Source organism: Streptomyces sp. NBC_01298 (assembly GCF_035978755.1).
Classification (GTDB): Bacteria; Actinomycetota; Actinomycetes; order Streptomycetales; family Streptomycetaceae; genus Streptomyces.
In genome coordinates, this window is the sequence record NZ_CP108414.1 from 3,348,913 (window position 1) to 3,370,423 (window position 21,511).

Annotated in this window: 22 protein-coding genes; 9 read left to right on the forward strand and 13 right to left on the reverse strand. The window is 72.3% G+C overall.

Annotated elements, in window-relative coordinates; all coding sequences use genetic code 11:
* Positions 1–102: 102 nt before the first annotated feature.
* The 7 genes from OG730_RS14820 to OG730_RS14850 form a co-directional block, all read right to left on the reverse strand.
* Entirely contained in the window at positions 103–1,809 is a 1,707-nt protein-coding gene (locus OG730_RS14820) for a dipeptide ABC transporter ATP-binding protein (protein ID WP_442814922.1), read from the reverse strand.
* Positions 1,806–2,822 carry an ABC transporter permease gene (locus tag OG730_RS14825; protein ID WP_327304685.1) on the reverse strand — a complete coding sequence of 339 codons (1,017 nt, stop codon included), beginning with the start codon at positions 2,820–2,822 and terminating at the stop codon, positions 1,806–1,808. Before OG730_RS14825 ends, OG730_RS14820 begins: the two co-directional genes overlap by 4 nt.
* The gene (locus OG730_RS14830; RefSeq protein WP_327304686.1) at positions 2,819–3,802 is read right to left on the reverse strand and encodes an ABC transporter permease; all 984 of its coding nucleotides are present in this window, start codon (positions 3,800–3,802) and stop codon (positions 2,819–2,821) included. Before OG730_RS14830 ends, OG730_RS14825 begins: the two co-directional genes overlap by 4 nt.
* Positions 3,799–5,547 carry an ABC transporter substrate-binding protein gene (locus OG730_RS14835; protein ID WP_327304687.1) on the reverse strand — a complete coding sequence of 583 codons (1,749 nt, stop codon included), beginning with the start codon at positions 5,545–5,547 and terminating at the stop codon, positions 3,799–3,801. The genes OG730_RS14830 and OG730_RS14835 overlap by 4 nt, the downstream gene beginning before the upstream one ends.
* A gap of 201 nt (positions 5,548–5,748) precedes the next feature.
* Positions 5,749–5,844 carry an Ms4533A family Cys-rich leader peptide gene (locus tag OG730_RS14840; protein WP_327304688.1) on the reverse strand — a complete coding sequence of 32 codons (96 nt, stop codon included), beginning with the start codon at positions 5,842–5,844 and terminating at the stop codon, positions 5,749–5,751.
* Between the two features lie 46 nt (positions 5,845–5,890).
* Positions 5,891–7,510: a DUF3152 domain-containing protein gene (locus OG730_RS14845; protein WP_327304689.1), complete on the reverse strand. Its 1,620-nt coding sequence runs from the start codon at positions 7,508–7,510 to the stop codon at positions 5,891–5,893.
* 4 nt (positions 7,511–7,514) lie between these two features.
* Positions 7,515–8,552 carry an alpha/beta fold hydrolase gene (locus OG730_RS14850; protein WP_327304690.1) on the reverse strand — a complete coding sequence of 346 codons (1,038 nt, stop codon included), beginning with the start codon at positions 8,550–8,552 and terminating at the stop codon, positions 7,515–7,517.
* Positions 8,553–8,678: 126 nt separating this feature from the next.
* Here OG730_RS14850 and OG730_RS14855 point away from each other — a divergent pair, with 126 nt between their 5' ends.
* From OG730_RS14855 to OG730_RS14870, 4 genes are all read left to right on the forward strand, one after another.
* Complete coding sequence (locus OG730_RS14855) at positions 8,679–8,894, forward strand: Rv3202a family protein (RefSeq protein WP_327304691.1); 216 nt, start codon at positions 8,679–8,681, stop codon at positions 8,892–8,894.
* 157 nt (positions 8,895–9,051) lie between these two features.
* On the forward strand, positions 9,052–9,690 hold the full coding sequence (locus OG730_RS14860) for a TetR/AcrR family transcriptional regulator (protein WP_266880971.1): 639 nt from the start codon (positions 9,052–9,054) through the stop codon (positions 9,688–9,690).
* 206 nt (positions 9,691–9,896) lie between these two features.
* The gene (locus tag OG730_RS14865) at positions 9,897–10,124 is read left to right on the forward strand and encodes a DUF3107 domain-containing protein (protein ID WP_250741766.1); all 228 of its coding nucleotides are present in this window, start codon (positions 9,897–9,899) and stop codon (positions 10,122–10,124) included.
* Between the two features lie 171 nt (positions 10,125–10,295).
* Positions 10,296–10,598, forward strand: coding sequence for a hypothetical protein (locus tag OG730_RS14870; protein WP_327304692.1), 303 nt, complete (start codon positions 10,296–10,298; stop codon positions 10,596–10,598).
* A 95-nt stretch (positions 10,599–10,693) separates the two neighbouring features.
* Here OG730_RS14870 and OG730_RS14875 read toward each other — a convergent pair whose 3' ends face one another.
* The gene (locus tag OG730_RS14875) at positions 10,694–11,452 is read right to left on the reverse strand and encodes a ferritin-like fold-containing protein (RefSeq protein WP_327304693.1); all 759 of its coding nucleotides are present in this window, start codon (positions 11,450–11,452) and stop codon (positions 10,694–10,696) included.
* A 465-nt stretch (positions 11,453–11,917) separates the two neighbouring features.
* Here OG730_RS14875 and OG730_RS14880 point away from each other — a divergent pair, with 465 nt between their 5' ends.
* The 3 genes from OG730_RS14880 (at position 11,918) to OG730_RS14890 (ending at position 15,300) form a co-directional block, all read left to right on the forward strand.
* Positions 11,918–14,047: a DEAD/DEAH box helicase gene (locus OG730_RS14880; protein WP_327304694.1), complete on the forward strand. Its 2,130-nt coding sequence runs from the start codon at positions 11,918–11,920 to the stop codon at positions 14,045–14,047.
* Between the two features lie 105 nt (positions 14,048–14,152).
* A complete protein-coding gene (locus tag OG730_RS14885) occupies positions 14,153–15,046 on the forward strand; it encodes an alpha/beta fold hydrolase (protein ID WP_327304695.1) in 894 nt (297 codons plus the stop codon).
* A gap of 101 nt (positions 15,047–15,147) precedes the next feature.
* On the forward strand, positions 15,148–15,300 hold the full coding sequence (locus tag OG730_RS14890) for a DUF8834 family protein (protein ID WP_243335969.1): 153 nt from the start codon (positions 15,148–15,150) through the stop codon (positions 15,298–15,300).
* Between the two features lie 73 nt (positions 15,301–15,373).
* Here OG730_RS14890 and OG730_RS14895 read toward each other — a convergent pair whose 3' ends face one another.
* The 4 genes from OG730_RS14895 to OG730_RS14910 all read right to left on the reverse strand — a co-directional run bounded on the left by OG730_RS14895 (position 15,374) and on the right by OG730_RS14910 (position 18,418).
* Positions 15,374–15,979, reverse strand: coding sequence for a MarC family protein (locus OG730_RS14895; protein ID WP_327304696.1), 606 nt, complete (start codon positions 15,977–15,979; stop codon positions 15,374–15,376).
* Positions 15,980–16,053: 74 nt separating this feature from the next.
* On the reverse strand, positions 16,054–16,920 hold the full coding sequence (locus OG730_RS14900) for a PHP domain-containing protein (RefSeq protein WP_327304697.1): 867 nt from the start codon (positions 16,918–16,920) through the stop codon (positions 16,054–16,056).
* A 192-nt stretch (positions 16,921–17,112) separates the two neighbouring features.
* On the reverse strand, positions 17,113–17,754 hold the full coding sequence (locus OG730_RS14905; protein ID WP_327304698.1) for a DUF6758 family protein: 642 nt from the start codon (positions 17,752–17,754) through the stop codon (positions 17,113–17,115).
* A gap of 79 nt (positions 17,755–17,833) precedes the next feature.
* A complete protein-coding gene (locus OG730_RS14910) occupies positions 17,834–18,418 on the reverse strand; it encodes a suppressor of fused domain protein (protein WP_327304699.1) in 585 nt (194 codons plus the stop codon).
* A gap of 418 nt (positions 18,419–18,836) precedes the next feature.
* On the opposite strand from OG730_RS14910, the gene OG730_RS14915 reads away from it, so the two are divergent.
* A complete protein-coding gene (locus OG730_RS14915) occupies positions 18,837–19,961 on the forward strand; it encodes a magnesium and cobalt transport protein CorA (protein ID WP_327304700.1) in 1,125 nt (374 codons plus the stop codon).
* A 91-nt stretch (positions 19,962–20,052) separates the two neighbouring features.
* Positions 20,053–20,568 (forward strand): hypothetical protein, encoded by a 516-nt coding sequence (locus OG730_RS14920; RefSeq protein ID WP_327304701.1) that lies wholly within the window; start codon positions 20,053–20,055, stop codon positions 20,566–20,568.
* A 73-nt stretch (positions 20,569–20,641) separates the two neighbouring features.
* Here the strand turns inward: OG730_RS14920 and OG730_RS14925 are convergent, their stop codons facing one another.
* Complete coding sequence (locus tag OG730_RS14925; protein ID WP_327304702.1) at positions 20,642–21,424, reverse strand: hypothetical protein; 783 nt, start codon at positions 21,422–21,424, stop codon at positions 20,642–20,644.
* Between the last annotated feature and the right edge of the window lie 87 nt (positions 21,425–21,511).

Here is a 21,511-nt window from a genome sequence, read left to right on the forward strand (position 1 = left end):
ACGGTTGTCCGTCGCGCCACCGGAAGGGGTGAAGAGTCGTAACTTTCCCGTACGGTTCGCGTTCGAGCGCGCTAAGAAGACACAAGCGCCGCGCGGAGCGGTCTACGAGGCTCCCGCGAGCACTTCCCCGGAGCGGTGCCGGCCGAGCCGGCGGGCGGCGGCCAGGGCCGGGTCGAGGGACGGGACGGCGGCCAGCAGCTCCCGGGTGTAGGCGTGCGCCGGCCGGTCGTAGACCTCGTCGACGGGGCCCTCCTCCACGATCACCCCGCCCCGCATGACCGCGACCCGGTCGCTCACCTGGCGCACCACCGCGAGGTCGTGCGCGATGAAGACCAGCGCGATGCCGAGCTCCCGCTGGATCTCGGCCAGCAGGGCGGTGACCTGCGCCTGCGTGGTCACGTCGAGGGCCGAGACGGGCTCGTCGCAGACGATCAGCCGGGGCCGGGGCGCGAGGGCCCGGGCGATGCCGACGCGCTGGCGCTGGCCGCCGCTGAACTCGTGCGGGTACCGGTCGTAGTGCGCCTCCTCCAGCCCCACCCGGACCAGCAGTTCGCCGACCCGGGCCCGGATCGCGCGCTGGTCCCGCTCCCCCGCCGCGCGCAGCGGATCCGCGATGGACTCGCCGATGGAGCGGCGCGGGTTGAGGGAGGACACCGGGTCCTGGAACACCATCTGCACGCCGGGCACCACCCCGGCGCTCTCTACCCCGTCCCGCCGGACCTGCCCGGAACCGGGCTCCAGCAGCCCGACGAGCATCCGCCCGAGGGTGCTCTTGCCGCTGCCGCTCTCCCCGACGATCCCCAGCGTCTCCCCGCCCCGCACGGACAGCGACACCCCGCCCACGGCCTCCACCCGCCGCTTCCCCCGCCCGAACTCCTTCCGCAGGGAGAACGCCTCGACGACGGGCACGGACTCCAGCGGCGCCGTCTCCAGCCCCGCCGGCGTTTGAGGCGCGGGCACGGGCAGCGCCCGTACGGCCCCCGGCCGGGGCACCCGCACCGCGTCGAGCCGCGGCACGGCCGCCAGCAGCGCCGCGGTGTACGGATCGGCCGGAGCGGAGAGCACCGATTCCACCGGGCCCCGCTCCACGACACCCCCGTCCCGCATCACCAGCACCGCGTCCACGTTCTCCGCCGCCACCCCCACGTCGTGCGTGACCAGCAGCAGCCCGAGCCCCCGCTCCTCCCGCAGTCCGTGCAGCAGGTCGAGGATCTGCGCCTGGACGGTGACGTCCAGCGCCGTGGTCGGCTCGTCCGCGATCAGCAGCTTCGGTTCGCACGCCAGCGCCATCGCGATCAGGGCCCGCTGCCGCATGCCCCCGCTGAACTCGTGCGGCCGCGCGCGGGAGCGGCGTACCGCGTCGGGTATGCCCACCCGGTCCAGCACCTCCACCGCCCGGGCCCGGGCCGCCCGCCGGGAGACGGGGGCGTGCACCCGGTACACCTCGGCGATCTGGTCGCCGATGGCGTAGTACGGGTCCAGGGAGCTCAGCGGGTCCTGGAAGACCATCGCGGCGACGGCCCCGCGCAGCTGCCTGAGCTCCGCCGGGGAGGCCCCGCCCACGTCCGTCCCGCCGACCCGGACGGTGCCGCCGAGCCGGGCGCCGGTGCCGTGGTGCAGTCCCAACAGGGCCGCCGCGACGGTGGACTTGCCGCTCCCGGACTCCCCCACGATGCCGAGGGCGCGGCCGGGCTCCAGGGTGAAGGACACCCCGTCGACGGCCCGTAGGTACTCCCCCGGCCGGCCGACCGGGAAGTCGACGGTGAGGCCGGTGACGTCCACCAGCGAACCGTTCGTCATGAGGCTCATGCCAGAACCACCCTTCGGTCCGCGACGGCGTACAGCACGTCGGCGACGACGCCCGCGAGCACGACGGCCGCGCCGATGGTGAGCACCACGCCCACCACCACGGGCAGGTCCACCACGCGTACGCCGTCGATGAGGGTCTTGCCGAGTCCGGGGATCCCGAACAGCGACTCGGTGAGCACGGCGCCGCCGATCATCGTGCCGAAGTCCACCGCGCTGAGCGCGATCACCGGGGCCACCGCGCCCCGCACGGCGTGCCGGGTCACGACGACCCGCTCCCCCACCCCGTAGGCGCGGAAGGTGCGGATGTGGTCCTCGGCGAGCGTCTCCAGGATGGAACTGCGGCTCAGCCGGGCGTACTTGGCGCTCCCGAAGAAGCCGAGGGTCACCCAGGGCAGCAGCATGTTCCACGCCCACTGCTCGGGATCGTCGCCGAGCGGTACGTACGTGGGGAAGGGCAGCCACTGCAGGTAGGCGCAGACGGTCATGAGCAGCAGCAGCCCGAGGATGAAGACGGGGGTGCCGGTGGCGGCGAGGGTGACCACGGTCAGCGCCCGCTCGGTGAGACCGCCGCGGCGCAGCGCGGACAGCAGTCCGGTGCCGACGCCGATCACGAGCCAGATGACCAGCGCGCCCAGCGCGAGCGACAGGGTGGCGGGGAGCCGCTCCAGCAGGAGCTCGGTGACCTGCTGGTCGTTCTGGTACGAGAATCCGAGGCAGGGCGCGTCGCAGTGCAGGACGAGCCCGGCGCCGCCGGAGGAGTCGCGGCCCACCAGCAGTCCCTGGAGGAAGTGCAGGTATTGCGCGACCACCGACTCGTTCAGCCCGAGCTGTTCGCGCACCTGGGCGATCTGCGCCGGGTTGCAGCGCTCCCCGCAGGCGAGGCGGGCGGCGTCGCCGGGGACCAGGTAGAAGAGGGCGTAGATCACGACGGACAGCGTGAGCAGCACGAGCAGTGCGCCGCCGGTCCGTTTGAGCACCGGGGGTCCCCCCGGCGGTAGCTGGGGGCGGGTCACGCCTTGCGCTCCTTTCTGGTGCCGACCCGCAGCCGCGAGTCCTCGCGCGGATCGAGGGCCGTACGGACGGCGTCGCCGAGCACCGTGAAGGCGAGCACGGTGACGAAGAGCAGCCCGGCGGGGAGCAGGACGTAGGCGGGGTCTGCGCGGAACCAGGTCTGGGCGCTGGACAGCATCTGCCCCCACGAGGGGGTGGGCGGTTTCACGCCGACCCCGAGGAAGGACAGGGAGGCCTCGACCACCATGGCGGTCGGGACCTTGATCGCGGCGAGGGTGATGACGGGCGCGGCCAGCGAGGGCAGCAGCTCCCGGCGGGCGATCCGCAGCGTGCCGTTGCCCGAGAGCCGGGCGGCGTCCACGAAGTCCAGCTCCTTGAGGGAGAGGGTCTGGGCGCGCACCATCCGGGCGACGCCGCCCCAGTCGAGCAGCCCGATGACGAAGATCAGCAGCAGCGGCCGCGGGAACCCGGGCGGGACGACGGCGGTGAGCGCGATGGCGATCACCAGCAGGGGCAGGGCGATCATCACGTCGGTGAACCGGCTGACGACCTGGCCCGCGAACCGCCCGCCGAGCGCGGCGGCGAGCCCGACGCCCACGCCGACGAGGACTTGGACGGCGGTGGCGCCGAGCGCGACGAGCAGGGAGACCCGGGCTCCGTAGAGCAGCCGGGTGAACAGGTCGCGGCCGGTGCCCGGTTCGACGCCGAGCCAGTGCTCGCCCGAGATCCCGCCGAAGGAGCCGAGCGGGACGCCCCCTCGCGCGGAGTCGACGAGCTCGTCGTGGTAGGCGTTCGGGTCCTGGCCGGTGAGGTGGGCGAACAGCGGGGCGGTGATGGCGAGCAGGACGAGGAGCGCGAGGACGGCGGCCGCCGCCACGGCCGAGGGCCGGGCGCGCAGCCGCCGCCAGACCTGCCGTCCGGCGCCCGGACCCGGGGCGGTGACCCCGGGTCCGGCCGCCGACTGCTGGGCGAGGAGCGTCACTTGACCGAGACCTGCGAGATGTCGAGGACGCCGGTCCAGTCGCTGATGACGACGTTCTTGACGTCCTTGCCGACGAGCCGCTTGTAGACCGGGTGGAAGAGCGGTACGTCGAGCGCCTGCTCGCCGATCTTCTTGTCGAGGGCGCCCCAGCGCTTGCCGGCCGCCGCGAGGTCGGTCAGCTTGGCGATCTCGTCGATCTCGGTGTTGACCGCCGGGTCGTTGAGCTGGGCGTGGTTGTAGTTGGAGCCGTTGGTGACGATCTGGCGGCCGTCGTAGATCGGCGCGAGGAAGGGTGCGCCGGACGGCCAGTCGGCGCCCCAGCGGGAGAGGAAGAAGCCGGGGGTGTTCTTGACGTCCCAGCGCTTCTCGTTGAAGGCGTTGTTCTCCAGCCCCTCCAGCTTGACGGTGATCCCGGCGGCGGCGAGGCCCTGCTGCACGGCGGTGGCGACCTCGGGGCTGGTCTGCCGGTTCTGGGCGTTGGAGTGGGTGAGCGTGATGGTCAGCCCGTCCTTGAAGCCCGCCTCGGCCAGCAGCGCCTTGGCCTTGGCCGGGTCTCCGGTCTTGCCGGCCGGGAAGTGGTCGTACGGGGTGAAGCCGAAGGCCTCCTGCTCGGGCAGGAAGGTGGTGGCGGGCTCGGCGAGGGCGGAGCCGCCGGCGGCGTTGACCACGCTGGTGCGGTTGATCGCGTAGGAGATCGCCTGGCGGACCTTCGGGTTGTCGAAGGGGGCGACCTTCGGGTTGAAGGCGAGGTAGTTGACGTAGCCGAAGTGCCCGGTGCCGACCCGCCCGTTCAGCTCGTTCTTGTCGGCGGAGCCGCCGATCTGGGCAAGCTCGGCCGGCCCGAGGTTGGTGTCCGTGGTGACGGCTGCCGCGTCGGCGCCGGAGCTGGTGGACAGGCGCTGGTTGATGACCGCCGCGTCGAGACCGGAGCGGACGTCGATCTTGTCCGGGTAGGCCTTGCGCTCCTCGTCGGTCTTCTCGTCCCAGTTCTCGTTGCGCTCCAGGGTGAGGTGTTCGCCGTCGTTCTCGTTCTTGACGACCTTGTACGGGCCGGAGGAGACCGGGTGCTCCTCGTACTTGACCCCGGTGTCCTTGGCCTTGGGCACGGGCGCGAACTGCGTCTGCGTGGCGAGGAAGGGGAACTCCCCCTCGGGCTTGCGGAGTGTGAAGACGATCGTCTTCGCGTCGGGCACGGTGATCGAGTCGAGCCCCTTGCCGCCGTCCTTGTACGGGCCCTCGTACGTGTCCCCGCCGACCAGCCAGTCGCGCAGGTACGGGGCTCCGCCCGACAGCTCGGCGGCGAAGGACCGCTCGATGCCGTACTTGATGTCGGCGCTGGTGATGGGCGAGCCGTCCTCGTACTTCAGCCCGTCCTTGAGCGTGTACGTCCACTCCGTGGCGTCGGCGTTGGGCTTGCCGAGGTCGGTGGCCAGGTCGGGCACCACCTTGGCGCCGGCCGGGCCCGCCTCGCGGTTGCGGGTGGTGAGCGTGCGGAAGACGAGCGAGGGGACGTTGCCGCCGCCGGAGGTGTACAGGCGGGCCGGGTCGAAGTCGCTCTGCGGCTCGTTGTTGAGGACGGTCAGGGTGCCGCCCTTCTGCGGGGCGACCCCGGCGGCGCCCGGCTTGTCACCGGCGGACGCCTTGTCCGTGCCGTCCTTGGGCCCGCAGGCGGCGGCGCCCCCGGCCAGAACGACGCTGACGGCGACCGCGGCCACGCGGCGCGATATGAGGGACTGACGGGCCATGGGAAGAGGGACCTCTCGGCGTGAAGGGAGATGCGGAAAGGGCCACGCGAGGGGCAGCGGTCCACGTCGGGGCGGTCGGCGGCGTGCCGACGGCGGGGACGGAAGAACGGAAGAAGCCGCACCTGCGGGCTGGAAGCCCCGGGCGCGGCGGAACGATCGTGAAAACGATCGGGAAAGAGACGTCGCGCGCTCAGGGAGGCGTCAGCGACAGAGGATGTCGGCCACGCTGTGCGCGGTCACACCAAGGAGCGCCAGCTCAATGGCGGCGCTCGCGGTGGTGGTGTGAATGTGCGACATGCGGAGAACAATGACCGACCATCGAACAATTTGTCAAAGCGATTGATCAATTCCCGGGATACACCCAGGGGTTGGGTTTGCAGTGGATGTTGTTGATGTCCAGGGACTTCGTCTGCTGCTGCATGATCGGGGCGAGAGCGCCCGGTGTCTGGCAGCTCACGTGGCCGTGGCCGAGCCGGTGGCCGACCTCGTGGTTGATCAGCATCTGGCGGTAGGCGAACATCTGGTCCGCGCCGAAGGTCACCGAACCCTGCGCCCAGCGGAACGCGTTGATCATCACGCGGTCGGTCGACGCGGAGTCGCAGGAGACGTTGTCGATCGTGGTGTCGAGTCCGGACTTCTTGCACCAGACGCCCGTGGTCCCGGGGCTGGCCAGGGTGATCACGAAGTCGGCCTCGCCGCCCGGCACCCGCTCGAAGGTCTTCGTACCGCCGTGGCCCCAGCTCCGGTCGTCGTTCAGCGTGCGGTGCACGGCCTCGGCGAACAGCTGCGCGTCGAGGCCGAGTCCCTGCTCCACGTCGACGCGGTAGCGGACCACCTTCCCCTTGCCGGGCGCCTTCGCCACGCCGGGCACGGTGTCGAAGGCACCGGGGCCCTTCAGCTTCCCGTCGATCGGGAACTGCTGCGCCATCTTCTGGTCGTACGTGAGCTCCGGCGCGGCCTTGAGCGCCGCGGAGGCGTCCGGGGTGGGCCGGTCGTCGGAGCGGGAGGCGGCGGAGTTGCCCTGCGCGGTGTGGCTGTTGCCCTCGTCGGAGGCGCGGACGGTGTTCTTGCCGCTGTCGCTCTCGGAGGCCGCCTGGCCCGCGACGATGACGGCGAGGGCGACGGTGACGGCCGCGGCGGCCATCCCGGCGTACGTACGGCCCTTGCCGGACCGCCCGGCCGCGGGCGGCGCCTCCGGCGCCTCCTCTACGGGGGCGACGACCGGCGCGCGCGGCGCGGGGATCCGGCGGTGCGACCCACTGGCGGTGAAGGCGTCCTCGGGAAAGACGTCCCCGGCTGCCGGGAACACACCACGGTGCGAACCCGTCGCGGTGAAGGCGTCCTCGGCGACCGGGACCGCGCGGAAGGAGCCCGTCGTGGCGAAGACGTCCTCGTGGACCGGGATCCGGCGGTGCGAACCGGTCGCGGTGAAGAGGTCCTCGGCGACGGGGACCGCGCGGTGCGAACCCGTCGCGGTCATCGGCGCGTCCATGCCGACCTGCGGGAAGCCGACCGCGGGGGTACCGAAGGCCGGGGTCTCGTAGACCGGGGCCTCGTAGACCGGAGTTCCGTAGGCCGGGCTGTCGTAGGCCTGACTGTCATAGGCCGGGCCGTCGTGGACCGGGCCGCCGTGCACCTGGCCGTCGTGGACCGGGCCGTCGTGGACCGGGCCGTCGTGGACCGGGGTGCGCGGGACGCCGCGCCAGTCCCCGTAGGTCACACCGGTACCGGCGCTCGCGCCCCAGGCTCCGCCGGGCTCGTGCTGTTCGGGATGGCCGCCGCGCACGCCGGACACCGGCTCGCGGCGCGGCGGGGCCGCCTGCCCGCGGGGGGCGGCGGCCGGTTCGGCCCACCCGGCCGGGGCCGGGGCGGCGGCCCGGGCGCCGGCCTGTTCGGCCGGCTGCGGATGGCCTGAGCCGGGGCCGGGAGCCCGGCCGGGCTCCTTGCGACTATGTCGTCCCACGTCCTCAGCCCTTGCCGTCCTCGTCGGTATTCACGGTGGTCACGGTCTTCACGGTGTTCGCGCCGTTCACGCTGCCCGCGCCGGCGGCCAGCAGCTCCCGGAAGGCGGCCGCGACCACGTCCGGGTACTCCATCATCGCCACGTGTCCCGCCTCCGGCAGGGACAGCAGCCGCGAACCCGGGAAGGCCGCGGCGGCCCTGCGCGCCATACGGTACGAGACGAGCTGGTCCCGGCCACCGTAGACCAGCAGCGTCGGAGCGAGCACCCGCTGCGCCTGGCGCCACAGTCCGTGCTGCCCGCCGAGGGTGTACGCGTCGACGATGCCGCGCGAGGAACGGGTCATCGCGTCCCAGAAGTACGGGAGCGCGAGCCGCCGTTCCATTTCCTCGACGGCCGCCTCGAACACCTCGGGCTTCACCCGCGCGGGGTCTCCGTACAAGAGGTCCGTCAGCCCCCGGGTGCGCCGCTCCGCGCTCAGGCCGCGGGTGAGCCGGTCCAGGACCCCGGCCATGCCGGGCACGGCGAGCAGCGCGGTCGGAACGGCCGACCTCTGCACGCGCAGTTCGGGAAGGGCCGGGGAGACCAGCGTCAACGTGCGCACCAGGTCGGGCCGGACGGCCGCGATCCGGGTGGAGACGGCCCCGCCGAGGGAGTTGCCGAACAGGTGCACCGGTCCGCGTCCGGCGGCGTCGAGGTGGCGGATGACGGCGCGCGCGAGCCCGGTGACGGAGTAGTCCCGGTCGGCGGGCGGCGGGGACCAGCCGAAGCCGGGCAGGTCCAGGGCCTCGCCGTCGACGGAGTCCTCCAGCCGCGCCATGAGCGCGGACCAGTTCTGCGAGGATCCGCCGAGCCCGTGGACGAACAGCGCGGCCGGCAGACCGGCACGGGTCGCGGGGCGTACCCGTACGTTCATTTCCAGCCCCGGCAGCCGGTCGGTGCGCAGCTGCTCACCTTCGGCCAGACGCACGGCTCCCACCTGGGAGGACTGGCCGGAGGACGAGGGGTCGGCGGACCGTACACCCGGCAGCTCGGTCGAAGACATGGGGCAATGTTACGAGACGATCACGCGGGTCCTCTTGTGTTCGCGGTCACAGATGCTTGCGGAACCGCCTAGCGGGGTATGCGCGAGCCTCCTAGGCTCGTAAGTGGAAGTGGAAAGGGGTGCTCCATGACTGTCGACCCTGCGGAACCGGACACCTTCCAGTCAGAGCTGCGGGAAAGCCTCGATGTGGAAGCCCCCGAGGCGGACGCGGCGGAGCAGAACACGGAGTTGAATCCGGTCGATGACGATCCGCTCACCCCCGTGGGCCAGCGCGAAGCCTCCGCCGGGGACGCGGCCGAGCAGACCCGGGTGGTGAACCTGGACGAGGACGATTACCGCTGAGCCACCGCTGAGCCAGCGCTGACCAGCATGTCCGGCGTGTAACCGACGGTCCGTACCGCGAGAAAACTCGGCTTGAACCCACCAGATTCGGTTACCGAAAAGTACGATGGCCGCGCGGCGCAAGGCGCACTGTGTTCTAGAGAAAGTGGGAGGCGGCGTGACAGCCATCGAGCAGACCGAGGCAGCGCGTCCGCGGGGCACGCGACTTCCGCGCCGGGCCCGGCGCAACCAGCTCCTGGGCGCAGCCCAGGAGGTCTTCGTCGCGCAGGGTTACCACGCCGCGGCCATGGACGACATCGCGGAGCGTGCCGGAGTCAGCAAGCCGGTGCTCTACCAGCACTTCCCCGGCAAGCTCGACCTCTACCTGGCGCTCCTGGACCAGCACTGCGAGGCCCTGCTGCTCGCCGTGCGCACGGCGCTCGCGTCCACGAACGACAACAAGATGCGCGTCGCCGCGACGATGGACGCCTACTTCGCGTACGTCGAGGACGAGGGCGGCGCCTTCCGGCTCGTCTTCGAATCGGACCTGACCAACGAGCCGGCGGTGCGCGAGCGCGTCGACCGCGTCTCGCTGCAGTGCGCCGAGGCCATCTCGGAGGTCATCGCGGAGGACACCGGCCTGTCGAAGGACGAGTCGATGCTGCTGGCCGTGGGCCTGGGCGGGGTCTCGCAAGTCGTGGCCCGGTACTGGCTGTCGAGCGAGAGCCCGGTCGCCCGTGACACCGCGGTGGGGCTGCTGACCTCGCTGGCCTGGCGCGGAATCGCCGGCTTCCCGCTGCACCCGACGGACGTCTGACGGACGTCTGACGGACGTCTGACGGACGTCCGACCTGCGCCGGCCCGGCTCGCCGGGCCGGTCGCGGCGGTCCCCGACGGTCTGACCGGCGGCTGTTCGCTGCGAGCGTTTTCGACGCGCGGCGGACACGTCCCCTCTCCGGGCTAATGTGGACCGGGTAACGGCGCGGCTGATCGCGCGAACCGGACCGTCGGAGGGACAAGGCCGTGGAGGTCAAGATCGGCGTGCAGCACGCACCCCGGGAGATCGTGCTCGAGAGCGACCTGAGTGCCGAGGAGCTGGAGAGCATCGTCACCGCCGCCCTGTCCGGCTCGGCGCCGCTGCTGAGCCTCACGGACATCAAGGGCCGCAAGGTCCTGGTGCCGTCCGAGCGCCTGTCGTACGTCGACCTGGGCGAGCCCAGCGTGCGCAAGGTCGGCTTCGGCGCGCTCTGAGCCGAGGGCTCCGAGCCGAGGCTCCGAGCATCACGAAGTACCCAGAAGTACCGAGAACGGCCCGGTGGACCACTCCGCCGGGCCGTTTCCGTTTCCTCCGCTTCGGGTAGGACCGGTGTAAGACACGCTTCCCGTACGACCCGGTACATCCGCCGTCCGAGAGGAACCCCCATGCTGCTGATCGAGGCGCTCGGCTCCGCTCTCCTGGGCCTCGCCCTGGCCGGGGCGGCCGTCCGTGTGCTCGGCCCGCGGCTGCCCTCCTCGCGGGTGGTGCTGGTGAGCGGAGTGGCGGGCGCCCTCTTCGGGGCCTATCTGACGCACACCGCGCTGGGCCCCGGGCACAACAACCTCTTCGCGACCTTCATCGGCGGCGCCCTGGTCTCCGCCGTGGTCCTGTCCCTGCTGCTGCGGCCCCCGGGCCGGACTGCGAGGCCGTCCGTGCGGACTCCGTTTTCGGTTCCGACGAGGGGCTAGACGGCCCCACTGACCCATGACCCATGACCCCGGCCCCCGCGCGGAGTTCCGCGCGGGGGCCGGGGTATGTCTGGGCCTGTCTCGGTCGGGCCGGGCTAGGCCGCCAGGCCCAGGGCGGCCATGCGCTTGGTGTGCGCCTTGGTGATCCGGGTGAACATCTCGCCGACGGCCGCCAGGTCGAAGCCCGCCGCCATCCCGTCCACGCCGCCGACCAGCATGGTGGAGAGCGCGTCGCGCTCGGCGACCACGCGCTGGGCCTGCGACAGGGCCTCGCCCATCAGCCGGCGGGCCCAGAGCGCGAGCCGGCCGCCGCAGCGCGGGTCGGCCTCGATGGCGGCGCGGACCTTCTCGACGGCGAAACCGCCGTGGCCGGTGTCGTCGAGCACGCTCACGACGAGCCCGCGGGTGTCGGTGTCGAGGTGGGTGGCCACCTCGCGGTAGAAGTCGCTGGCGATGGAGTCGCCGACGTAGGCCTTGACCAGGCCCTCCAGCCAGTCCGACGGCGCGGTCTGGCGGTGGAAGTCGTCGACGCCCTTCGCGAAGGGCTCCATCGCGGCGGTGGCGTCCTCGTCGATCGCGGCGAGCCGGTCGCGCAGGCGCTCGAAGTGGTGGAACTCGGCGGAGGCCATTTTCGCGAGCTCCGCCTTGTCCCCGAGGGTGGGCGCGAGCTTCGCGTCCTCCGCGAGGCGTTCGAAGGCCGCGAGTTCGCCGTACGCGAGCGCACCGAGCAGATCCACCACGGCGGCCCGGTACTGCGGCGAGGCGGAGGCCGTGGCCCAGTCCTGGGCGGCGATGCCGACTGCCTCGGCGGGGGCGCTTTCGTCGGCGGGCGATGCGTTTTCAACGGTCGACATGCACCGCACAATAGCTCGCCGAAAGGCACCGTGAACCACCTGCTCAGTCCACGTAAACGCGCCTACCTGGTGAATTCACCCGACACAGCTGCGAGATTCCGGGGTACAGTGGTAATGCGCCTGCCGAGCACTCGGCGGGCCATCCGAATGAGGATGCCCGGTCGGTGGCCCGATCGGCTCCACCCGACCGCCCTCGGCGTGATGCGTACGTTCATACGTACCGCCTCCCACGAGGGGCCCCCTCAGCGGCATAAAGCGCCTGAGCGATGGCTCGTGGTCCCGCGCAGCTTCGTACGTACGTAGTAGTACTGCAAGCCCGGCACGGTACGACCCCCTTCGCCGCCTCGCGCCGCGTCTCACAGAAGAGGCAGCACCCTGACTACGTTCCGAGACCTCGGGATCTTTCCCGAGACGGCCGAAGCCCTTGAGGCCGTCGGCATTGTGTCCCCCTTCCCGATCCAGGAGATGACCCTCCCCGTCGCCATGTCCGGCACGGACGTCATCGGCCAGGCCAAGACCGGTACCGGCAAGACGCTCGGTTTCGGCCTTCCCCTGCTGGAACGCGTCGTCGTCCCCGCGGACGTCGAGGCCGGCCGTTCCACTCCGGAGCAGCTGACCGACGCCCCGCAGGCCCTCGTGGTGGTTCCGACCCGCGAGCTCTGCACCCAGGTCACCAACGACCTCCTCACCGCGGGCAAGGTCCGCAACGTCCGCGTCATCGCCATATACGGCGGCCGCGCGTACGAGCCGCAGGTCGAGGCGCTCAAGAAGGGCGTCGACGTCATCGTCGGCACCCCGGGCCGCCTGCTCGACCTGGCCGGGCAGAAGAAGCTCGACCTCTCCAAGGTCAAGGCCCTCGTCCTCGACGAGGCCGACGAAATGCTCGACCTGGGCTTCCTGCCCGACGTCGAGAGGATCATGTCCTACCTGCCCGCGAAGCGTCAGACGATGCTGTTCTCGGCGACCATGCCGGGCGCCGTCATCGGACTGGCCCGCCGGTACATGACCCAGCCGACGCACATCCGCGCCGTCTCGGAGGACGGTGAGGGCGCGACCGTCGCCAACACCACGCAGCACGTCTTCCGTGCGCACAACATGGACAAGCCGGAGCTCGTCTCCCGCATCCTGCAGGCCGAAGGCCGCGGGCTCGCCATGATCTTCTGCCGCACCAAGCGCACGGCGGCCGACATCGCCGAGCAGCTCGAGAAGCGCGGCTTCGCCTCCGGCGCCGTCCACGGCGACCTGGGCCAGGGCGCCCGCGAGCAGGCGCTGCGCGCCTTCCGCAACGGCAAGGTCGACGTGCTGGTCTGCACCGACGTAGCCGCGCGCGGCATCGATGTCGAGGGTGTCACCCACGTCATCAACTACCAGACGCCCGAGGACGAGAAGACCTTCCTGCACCGTGTGGGCCGCACCGGCCGCGCGGGCAAGAAGGGCATCGCCGTCACCCTGGTCGACTGGGACGACATCCCGCGCTGGCAGCTGATCAACAAGGCGCTGGAGCTGGACTTCCACGACCCGGTGGAGACGTACTCCACGTCCCCGCACCTGTACGAGCAGATGAACATCCCGGCCGGCACCAAGGGTGTCCTGCCGCGCGCCGACCGCACGCGGGCCGGCCTGAAGGCCGAGAACCTGGAAGACCTGGGCGAGACCGGCGGCCGCGGTGGCCGTGGCGGTCGCGACGGTGGGCGTGACAGCGGTCGCGACGGCGGTCGTGACTCCGGTCGTGACGGTGGCCGCGGCGGCCGCGATGGTGGGCGTGACGGTGGGCGTGACGGTGGCCGTGGTGCCGCCGCCCCGGTCGCCGCCGAGGAGCGTCCCGCCCGTGCCCCGCGCCAGCGCCGCCGTACCCGCAGTGGCTCGGACCAGGGCGCCGAGCTCCTGACCCCGGTGACCACCGAGGCCGCCCCGGTCAGCGCGGTCAGCCCGGTCGCCGCCGCTCCGGCGGCCTCGGCCCCCGAGGCTCCGGCCGCCGACGAGGCGCGCAAGCCGCGCCGTCGCCGGACCCGGTCGGCCGCTCCGGCCGCCACCTTCGTCGCCCCCGCGACGGCGCTGGAACCCCTGGCCCCGTTCGTCGTGGAGCCCGAGCCCGACTTCCAGATGGCCCCGATGGTCGAGCCGGTCCGGGAGCGCCGCACCAGCGCGCCCCGTTCCAGCGCGCCCCGCTCGAGCGCCCCGCGTGCCCGCGCCCCCCGCAAGGCCGCGGCCGCTCCGGCCGCCGCCCCGGTGGTCGAGGTCGTGGCGCAGGCCGCCGTGGTCGAGGCTCCGGCCGCTCCGGTCGCCGTGGTCGAGGCTCCGGTCGTGGCCGCGGTCGCGGTCGCCGAGGAGGCTCCGGTCAAGCCGAAGCGCACGCGGACCCGCAAGGTCGCCGCCGCCGCCCCGGCCGCCGAGGTCGTCGCCGAAGCCGCCGCTCCGGTGGCGGAGGAGGCTCCGGTCAAGCCGAAGCGCACCCGCACCCGCAAGGTCGCGGCCGCCGCCCCGGAGGCTCCGGCAGCCGAGGCCGCCGCTCCGGTCGCCGAGGAGGCTCCGGTCAAGCCGAAGCGCACCCGGACCCGCAAGGCCGTCGCCGCGGTGGAGACCCCGGAGGCGTAACGCCCTTCCGATGGCCCCGGCCCCCTTTCGAGGGGCCGGGGCCATCGGCGTACCCGGGGCCGTGCGGAGCTCCCGTACGGGCGTACGGGCCGGTAACCTCGGGCCATGAGCAAGCCGCCGACCCTCACGCTCCCGCCCTGCGCCCGCGCGTACCGCCTGGCCACGGCCCGCGGCGAGTTCGCCGCGCTCGAGGCCGTGCCCGCCGGGCCGGCCCGCGGCACGGCCCTGCTGGTGCCCGGCTACACCGGCAGCAAGGAGGACTTCATCGGCCTCCTCGGCCCGCTGGCCGCCGCCGGGTACCGGGTGGTCGCCGTCGACGGCCGCGGGCAGCACGAGAGCGGCGGCCCGCGCACGCAGGCCCCGTACGCCCTGGCGGAACTGGCGCGGGACGTCCTCGCGCAGACCGCCGCCCTGGGCGCGCCCGGTCCGGTGCACCTGCTCGGGCATTCGCTGGGCGGCCTGATCGTCCGGGCGGCCGTGGTCCGCGACCCGGCCCCGTACGCCACCCTCACGCTGCTGAGCAGCGGCCCGGGCGCGGTCTGCGCGGAGCAGCAGGGCCGTACGAAGCTGCTGATCTCGGCGCTGGAGGCGATGGGCGACGACATGCCGGGCATCTGGGCGGCGATGCGCGCCATGGATCCGCGCGACGCGCCGCCCGAGGACCCGGCCCTGGCGGCCTTCCTGCGCGCCCGCTGGCTGGGGACCGTACCCGAGCAGCTGATGGTCACCGGCCGGGCGCTGATCGAGGAGCCGGACCGGATCGACGAGCTCGCCGCCGCGGCGCCCGGGACGGCGAAGCTGGTGCTGTCCGGGGAGTCGGACCCGGTGTGGCCGGTGTCGGAGATGGACGCGATGGCGCGGCGGCTGGGTGCGGCGCGGGTGGTGGTTCCGGGGACGGAACACTCTCCGAACGCCGAGGATCCGACGGCCACCGCGGCCGCCGTGGCGGCGTTCTGGCGGGGCTCCGAGGGGTCCTCTGACGTCTCCGATACCCGTTAGTAGTTAGACAAGGAAAAAATTTCCTTAGCGTAGGGAATGTTTGCGGCTTACACTTCGTTAACCCTGTACAAGGAAGAAACACTGACGAAGGGAGAAGCCCCATGCGCTTCGAGATTCTGCGCCTGGACGACGTCGACGGATCTGCCGTGGACAGCACCGTCGTGGACGCGGCCTCCGTCAACCGGATCGTGCAGCAGGCCGCGGCCGTAGGCCAGCGCATCCTGATCCGACCGGCTGAGACCGTGTCCAACTGACCGCGTCCACCTATTCGCCGAACGCCCCCACACCGATCCGGTGCGGGGGCGTTCGCATGCGCGGCGGTCGGCGCTACGCGCTCTCGATCACCTGGAGCACGCCGTTGATGATCTGCTGGACGGCGATCGCGGACAGCATCATGCCCGCCAGGCGCGTCACGAGGACCACGCCGCCGTCCTTGATCACGCGGATGATGACGAGCGAGTAGCGCATCACCACCCACAGCACGACGTGCATCGCGACGATCGCGGCCCAGACGGAGAACTGACCGGTGAACCCGTCGGCCTTCTGCACCGCCAGGATCACCGAGACGATCGCGCCGGGCCCGGCGAGCAGCGGCATCCCGAGCGGGACGAGCGCGACGTTCACGTCCTTGGTCTGCTTCGGCTCGTCGGTCTTGCCGGTGAGCAGGTCGAGCGCGATGAGCAGGAGCAGCAGCCCGCCCGCGATCATCAGGGCCGGCACGGAGACGTGCAGGTAGTCGAGGATCTGCTGGCCGCAGATCCCGAAGACGGCGATGACGCCGAAGGCGACGCAGACGGCCTGCCAGGCCATGCGGCGCTGCACCTTGGCGGGGCGGCCGGAGGTCAGCGCGAGGAAGATGGGCGTGATCCCCGGGGGGTCCATAATCACAAAAAGCGTGAGAAAGAGGGATCCGAAGACGGCGAAATCGAGCACAGTGATGCCTTGCAGGAGAGGGGTGTCACGAAAAAGGGCAGAAGGGGGAGGGGGCGGCGGCAGCGATCAGCCGGTCAGCCGCGTACGCGTCCACCCGCGCCGGGGACCGGGAACGCCCCGGTGGCACGGCGGGTGATCTCGCCGTAGATCTCGGGGTCGGTCGTGTACTCCCCGAGGCGGCAGGTCTTGCGGCTGCCGTGGTAATCGCTGGACCCGGTGGTCAGCAGACCGAGATCGGCGGCCAGGCCGCGCAGGCGCGCGCGGGTGGCGGCGTCGTGGTCCATGTGGTCGACCTCGATGCCGTCGAGGCCGGCCGACGCGAGGGCGGCTATCGCGCTCTCGGGCACGCAGGTGCCTCGCTTGACGGCGGCGGGGTGGGCGAAGACGGTGACCCCGCCGGCCGCCTTGACCAGGCGGATCGCGTCGAAGGGGTCCAGCTCGTGCTTCTCGGCGTACGCGCGGCCGCCGTCGGCGAGCCAGTCCGCGGTGAACGCGTCCGACACGGTGCGCACGACGCCCAGCTCGACGAGGGCCGCGGCGATGTGCGGGCGGCCCACGGAGCCGTCACCGGCGATCCGGTCCACCTGCTCCCAGGTGATCTCCACGCCGAGGTCCCGCAGCTTGCCCACCATGGCCCGCGCGCGCGGGACGCGGTCGTCGCGCACGAGCTCCCGCTCACGGAAGAGTTCGGGCTCCTCCGGGTCGAAGAGGTACGCCAGCATGTGCATGCCGATGCCGTCGAGACGGCAGCTCAGCTCCGCGCCGGTCACCAGGGTCAGCCCCTCGGGCAGCGCGGAGATGGCCTCGCGGTATCCGGCGACGGTGTCGTGGTCGGTCAGCGCCACCACGTCGAGCCCCGCACCGGCGGCATTGCGCACCAGCTCGGCAGGGGTGTCCGTACCGTCGGAGGCCGTGGAGTGGGCGTGCAGGTCGATGCGCACAGCCGAACTCCAGGGTTCACACGCGGACGGGGGGACACTCCAGGATACCGTCCGCTTTTCCCGGTACGGCCCCCACCGGAGCGGGTGCGCGGGAGGCCGCGGGACAGCCCCCGCCCAGGCCGCCGGACGGAGTCCGGCGCACGCCGCGAAGCCGGGGAGGCGCCCCCGGCGCCGAGCCGCGCGAGCGGCGCGTCAGGAGGACAAGATGCGCGGGCTCAGGGCTCCGCAGGGCAGCAGCTCGACCTCGGATCCCGCGTCGCGCAGATCGGTCAGCACCAGCTCGTCGTACATCAGCAGGCCCGACTGCTCCGGCCAGACGATCGCCCACAGCCACAGCCCGCGCGCCTCGCCCGCGAACACGGCCCGGTCCTCGGGGACGCCGGTGACGTGCCAGAGGGGTGTCGGGCGACCGGCGGCGACCACCTTGGCGTGCGGCGCGGCGGAGACGTTCATGAAAGGGCCCGGGTCGGGGGCGTCGAGGCCGGCGAACCGCGCGCCCAGGCCGACGCCCAGCTCCTCGGCGATCAGCAGTAGCTCGCCGATGCCGCCGAGCGGACCGGGACCCGAGCAGGCCACGGCGGTGGCCCGACCGCCACTGCGGTCGTCACCGGCGGAGGCGATCCCGGTGAACAGCCAGCCGACGGGCAGCGGCCACGGCATCCAGACCGGCACCTGTGCCCGGTTCACCACCACGCCCAGGCCTTCGACGCTCGGCGGGATCACGGGCTGCAGGGGGTGGACGGTGCCGTGCGCCGCGCACTGCCAGGAGTCGGCGAAAAGACCGGGCGCCCTGACCCGGCCACCACACTTCGGGCAACTCGGTTCGCCCCTCATAAGAAGCCACGCTCCTCCCCGCCGCGCGCCCCGTCAAGACGTGGTCACCCGTCCGGGCGGCCGGGCGGCGGCCGCGGGCTCAGTCCAGTGCGACCGCCGTGCGCAGGGGGTCCCGTAGATCCGTGCCGCGGGCGAGCCAGCGTTCCTGGAGGGCGGCCGCGCCGTGGACGCGTTTCCACGCCGCCTCGTTCGCCGTCATCGGCAGGAGGGGGAAGAAGGAGACGGGGTCCATGGGGGCGTCCAGGGCGACGTCCTCGACCAGGCCGCCGGGCTCCGCCACGAGTACGGAGGTGAACGGCGCGCCGTCCCACAGGGGTTCGCCCACGTCCAGTGAGGCGCCGGGCGACACGACGAGTCCTTCCACCTGGGGCGACGCCGCCAGTACGGCCAGCGGCCGCAGCAGCTTGTCGGTGGGCGCGAGCCCGCCCCGTACGGTCAGCACCAGCTCCGCGCGCGGGCCGCGCAGCGGATCCGCGACCACCACCGTGGGGTCACCCATGGGGTGGGCGGACATGCCGAGGGTCGCGTACCGCACCAGGTCGCCCTCGGTGAAGCGGAGGACTTCGAAACGGTCGGTGCCCAGGAAGGTGACGGCGGCGCGGGCGTCGGGTTCGCCGAGCGCGGCGCGCAGCCGGGCTTCCACAAGGGCCAGAATTTCTGCCATGGAGCGAGCATAGAACTCGTATCAGCCGGGTAAAGAGCGGCTCTTGACCATCCGTCGGCTGATATCGTTGACCGCTGGTCGGGGACGCTCTCAGAAGAGAAGTTTCAGTGCCCCGGCGACAGGACGTCCCTTACGGGGGACCGGCCGGAGGAGGTGGGGCTGCGGTGCATCGAAGTCGATCGCACAGTACGTGCGGTACCTCTCGCTCTTCCACTTCGCCGACGGGCGCGCCGCGCCCGCTTTGATCCGCGCGTCTTTGGATCCACACGCCGGATCGGTCGAAGAGCGACGGAAGAACTGTGTCCTCCCGTCCTGATCCTTCCGCCTGCCCGCCCGGCCCGCCGACCGCGGTGAGCGCGTCATCCGGAAGGACCTCCCACCCGTACGGTCCGCAGCCGTGCGCGCGAAGGAGCCTGCCATGTCGATGCTGCCCTACCTCCGTGCCGCCGTCCGCCCCGCGCTGCGCAGGTCCACGCCCGCCCAGCCCGGCTACGACACCACCCGTGACCCGTCCGCGAACAGCGCGGTGGTCGATTGCGCCGTCTACCGCGACGGGCGGCGCGGCGGACGCGCGCCGGGCGGTTCCCGCCTGACGCCCCGTGAGGCGCTGCGCGAGGTGCGCGAGGACGGCGGGTTCGCGTGGATCGGCCTGCACGAGCCGACGGAGGCCGAGTTCGCCGGGATCGCCGCGGTATTCGGGCTGCACCCGCTCGCGGTGGAGGACGCGGTGCACGCACACCAGCGGCCGAAGCTGGAGCGCTACGACGACACCCTCTTCACCGTCTTCAAGACGATCCACTACGTCGAGCACGCCGAGCTCACCGCCACCAGCGAGGTGGTGGAGACCGGCGAGGTGATGTGCTTCACCGGCCCCGACTTCGTCATCACCGTCCGGCACGGCGGGCACGGCTCCCTCAAGGGCCTGCGCCACCGCCTCCAGGACGACCCGGCGCTCCTCGCCAAGGGCCCGTCCGCCGTCCTGCACTCCCTCGCGGACCACGTGGTCGACGGGTACATCGCCGTCGCCGCGGCCGTCCAGGACGACATCGACGAGGTGGAGAGCGAGGTCTTCGCCGCCCCCGCCAAGGGCAGTGCGCGCGGAGGCGACGCGGGCCGCATCTACCAGCTCAAGCGCGAGGTGCTGGAGTTCAAGCGGGCCGTCTCCCCGCTGCTGCGCCCCATGGAGCTGCTCAGCGAGCGCCCGATGCGGCTGGTGGAGCCCGACATCCAGAAGTACTTCCGCGACGTCGCCGACCACCTGGCCCGGGTGCACGAGCAGGTCGTCGGCTTCGACGAGCTGCTGAACTCCATCCTCCAGGCCAACCTGGCGCAGGCGACCGTCGCGCAGAACGAGGACATGCGCAAGATCACCTCCTGGGCGGCGATCATCGCGGTGCCCACGATGATCTGCGGGGTGTACGGGATGAACTTCGAGCACATGCCGGAGCTCCAGTGGCGCTACGGCTATCCGATGGTGATGCTCACCATCGCCGGGACCTGCTTCACCATCCACCGCGCCCTGCGCCGCCACGGCTGGCTCTGAGCGCACGGGCTGTGGGCGCACCGGCTGTGGGCGCACCGGCTGTGACCGCACTGACTGTGGGTGGCCGGGGGCCGCTGGCTACCCTGTGCGCATGACTCTCAGCGCGCTCGAACTGGCCCTCGTCGAGGAGGCCACCAAGAAGTCCGGCCTCATCTGGGTCCGCGGCTCCGGGGCCGACCGCGGCCTGTGGCACGCCTGGGTAGACGGCGCGGCGCACGTGCTCGGCGACGGGCCCGGGGAGCAGCCGTTCCCGGGGCTCGCGGACGGCGCGGCGGCGGAGGTGACCGTGCGCAGCAAGGACAAGGGCGGCCGGCTCGTCGCGTGGACGGCGACCGTACGCGAGCTCGTGCCCGGCAGCGAGCCCTGGGAGGCCGCGGTGGCCGAGCTCAAGGGCAAGCGGCTCAACGCGCCCGACTCCGCCGAGATGACCGGACGCTGGGCCCGGGAGTGCCGGCTGCTGCGCCTGGAGCCGGAGTCGGTCCGGACCGAGCTCCCCGGGGGTTCGCTGGCGGCGGCTCCGCTGGGCTCCCCCGCGACGACCCGGCGGCCCATTCCGGCCGGGCTGCCGAAGCTGCTGCTGAAGCGGAAGAAGAAGGCGAACCGCTAGGTCTTCCACCGCCGGACGGCCTGGGCCGTCTCTTTCGGATCTTGCCGGGCCGACAAGATCCGAAAGAGACGGCCTAGCCCTGCGGGTTGGCGCCCTGGCCGGAGCCCTGGCCGGAGCCGCCCTCCTGGCCCTTGGTCGTGGGCAGCTGGTTTCCGTAGTCCACCGTCTGGTCCGGCTCCGGCGCGGTGAGTTCGACGGGTGTGCCCCATTCCGCGAGGGTCACCCGGCCCGCGCCGCCCGCGCGTTCCATGAGGAGCGGGTAGGGGGTGCCCTCCAGGGAGACCGAGAGCTTGCCGCCCTTGCCCTTGTCCGCCGAGACCTGGACGGCCCGGGTGAGCCCGACCTTGGTGTAGTCCTCGCCCTTGGTGAGCTTCCCGTCGAGTCCGAGCAGCCCGTCGAGCATGACCTGCATGTCGGTGAACCCGCGGAACTGCTTGTAGGAGGGGTCTCCCTCGGGCACCTTGACGAACTTGTCGCCGAGCTTGCCGGCCGCCTCGGACTGGCCCCAGAAGGCGGCGCCCGCCTTGAGGTAGAGCTGCTCCCCGACCCGCAGCAGCTGGAAGGTGGTGTCGTCCTGGGACTTCACCTCGCCGGAGCCGCCGTCCGCGCCGAGCCGCATGTCCAGGGTGAAGGACTTGCCCCCGCTGACGAGCGTGCCGGAGAGGTGGACCGACCGCGCCCCGGTGACGGCCGTCTTGGCCTTGTCCTGGATCTGCTCGGCGGACAGCTTCCCGACTCCGTTCGTCCCCTCGTCGGGGTCCGCTCCGCACCCCGTGCCGACGACGGCCAGGCCCGCGCACAGGGCACTGACGAAGGCGGCCCGGCGCAGCCGCGGGGCGGGGAAATAGGCGGTCACGGGCAGGTGCCCCTCTCGTTGCGTCGGCGAGCAGCTGGCAGCGTACCCGCCCGTACTCGGACCCCCGCGCGGCGCCCGCACACAGCT

Coding starts and splice junctions, on each gene's coding strand:
- OG730_RS14835 (WP_327304687.1), bottom strand. CDS start 5,547: ATGGCCCGTCAGTCCCTCATATCGCGCCGCGTGGCCGCGGTCGCCGTC.
- OG730_RS14850 (WP_327304690.1), bottom strand. CDS start 8,552: ATGTCTTCGACCGAGCTGCCGGGTGTACGGTCCGCCGACCCCTCGTCC.
- OG730_RS14910 (WP_327304699.1), bottom strand. CDS start 18,418: ATGGCAGAAATTCTGGCCCTTGTGGAAGCCCGGCTGCGCGCCGCGCTC.
- OG730_RS14885 (WP_327304695.1), top strand. CDS start 14,153: ATGAGCAAGCCGCCGACCCTCACGCTCCCGCCCTGCGCCCGCGCGTAC.
- OG730_RS14915 (WP_327304700.1), top strand. CDS start 18,837: ATGTCGATGCTGCCCTACCTCCGTGCCGCCGTCCGCCCCGCGCTGCGC.
- OG730_RS14880 (WP_327304694.1), top strand. CDS start 11,918: ATGACCCTCCCCGTCGCCATGTCCGGCACGGACGTCATCGGCCAGGCC.
- OG730_RS14855 (WP_327304691.1), top strand. CDS start 8,679: ATGACTGTCGACCCTGCGGAACCGGACACCTTCCAGTCAGAGCTGCGG.
- OG730_RS14920 (WP_327304701.1), top strand. CDS start 20,053: ATGACTCTCAGCGCGCTCGAACTGGCCCTCGTCGAGGAGGCCACCAAG.
- OG730_RS14905 (WP_327304698.1), bottom strand. CDS start 17,754: ATGAGGGGCGAACCGAGTTGCCCGAAGTGTGGTGGCCGGGTCAGGGCG.
- OG730_RS14875 (WP_327304693.1), bottom strand. CDS start 11,452: ATGTCGACCGTTGAAAACGCATCGCCCGCCGACGAAAGCGCCCCCGCC.
- OG730_RS14840 (WP_327304688.1), bottom strand. CDS start 5,844: ATGTCGCACATTCACACCACCACCGCGAGCGCCGCCATTGAGCTGGCG.
- OG730_RS14890 (WP_243335969.1), top strand. CDS start 15,148: ATGCGCTTCGAGATTCTGCGCCTGGACGACGTCGACGGATCTGCCGTG.
- OG730_RS14820 (WP_442814922.1), bottom strand. CDS start 1,809: ATGAGCCTCATGACGAACGGTTCGCTGGTGGACGTCACCGGCCTCACC.
- OG730_RS14870 (WP_327304692.1), top strand. CDS start 10,296: ATGCTGCTGATCGAGGCGCTCGGCTCCGCTCTCCTGGGCCTCGCCCTG.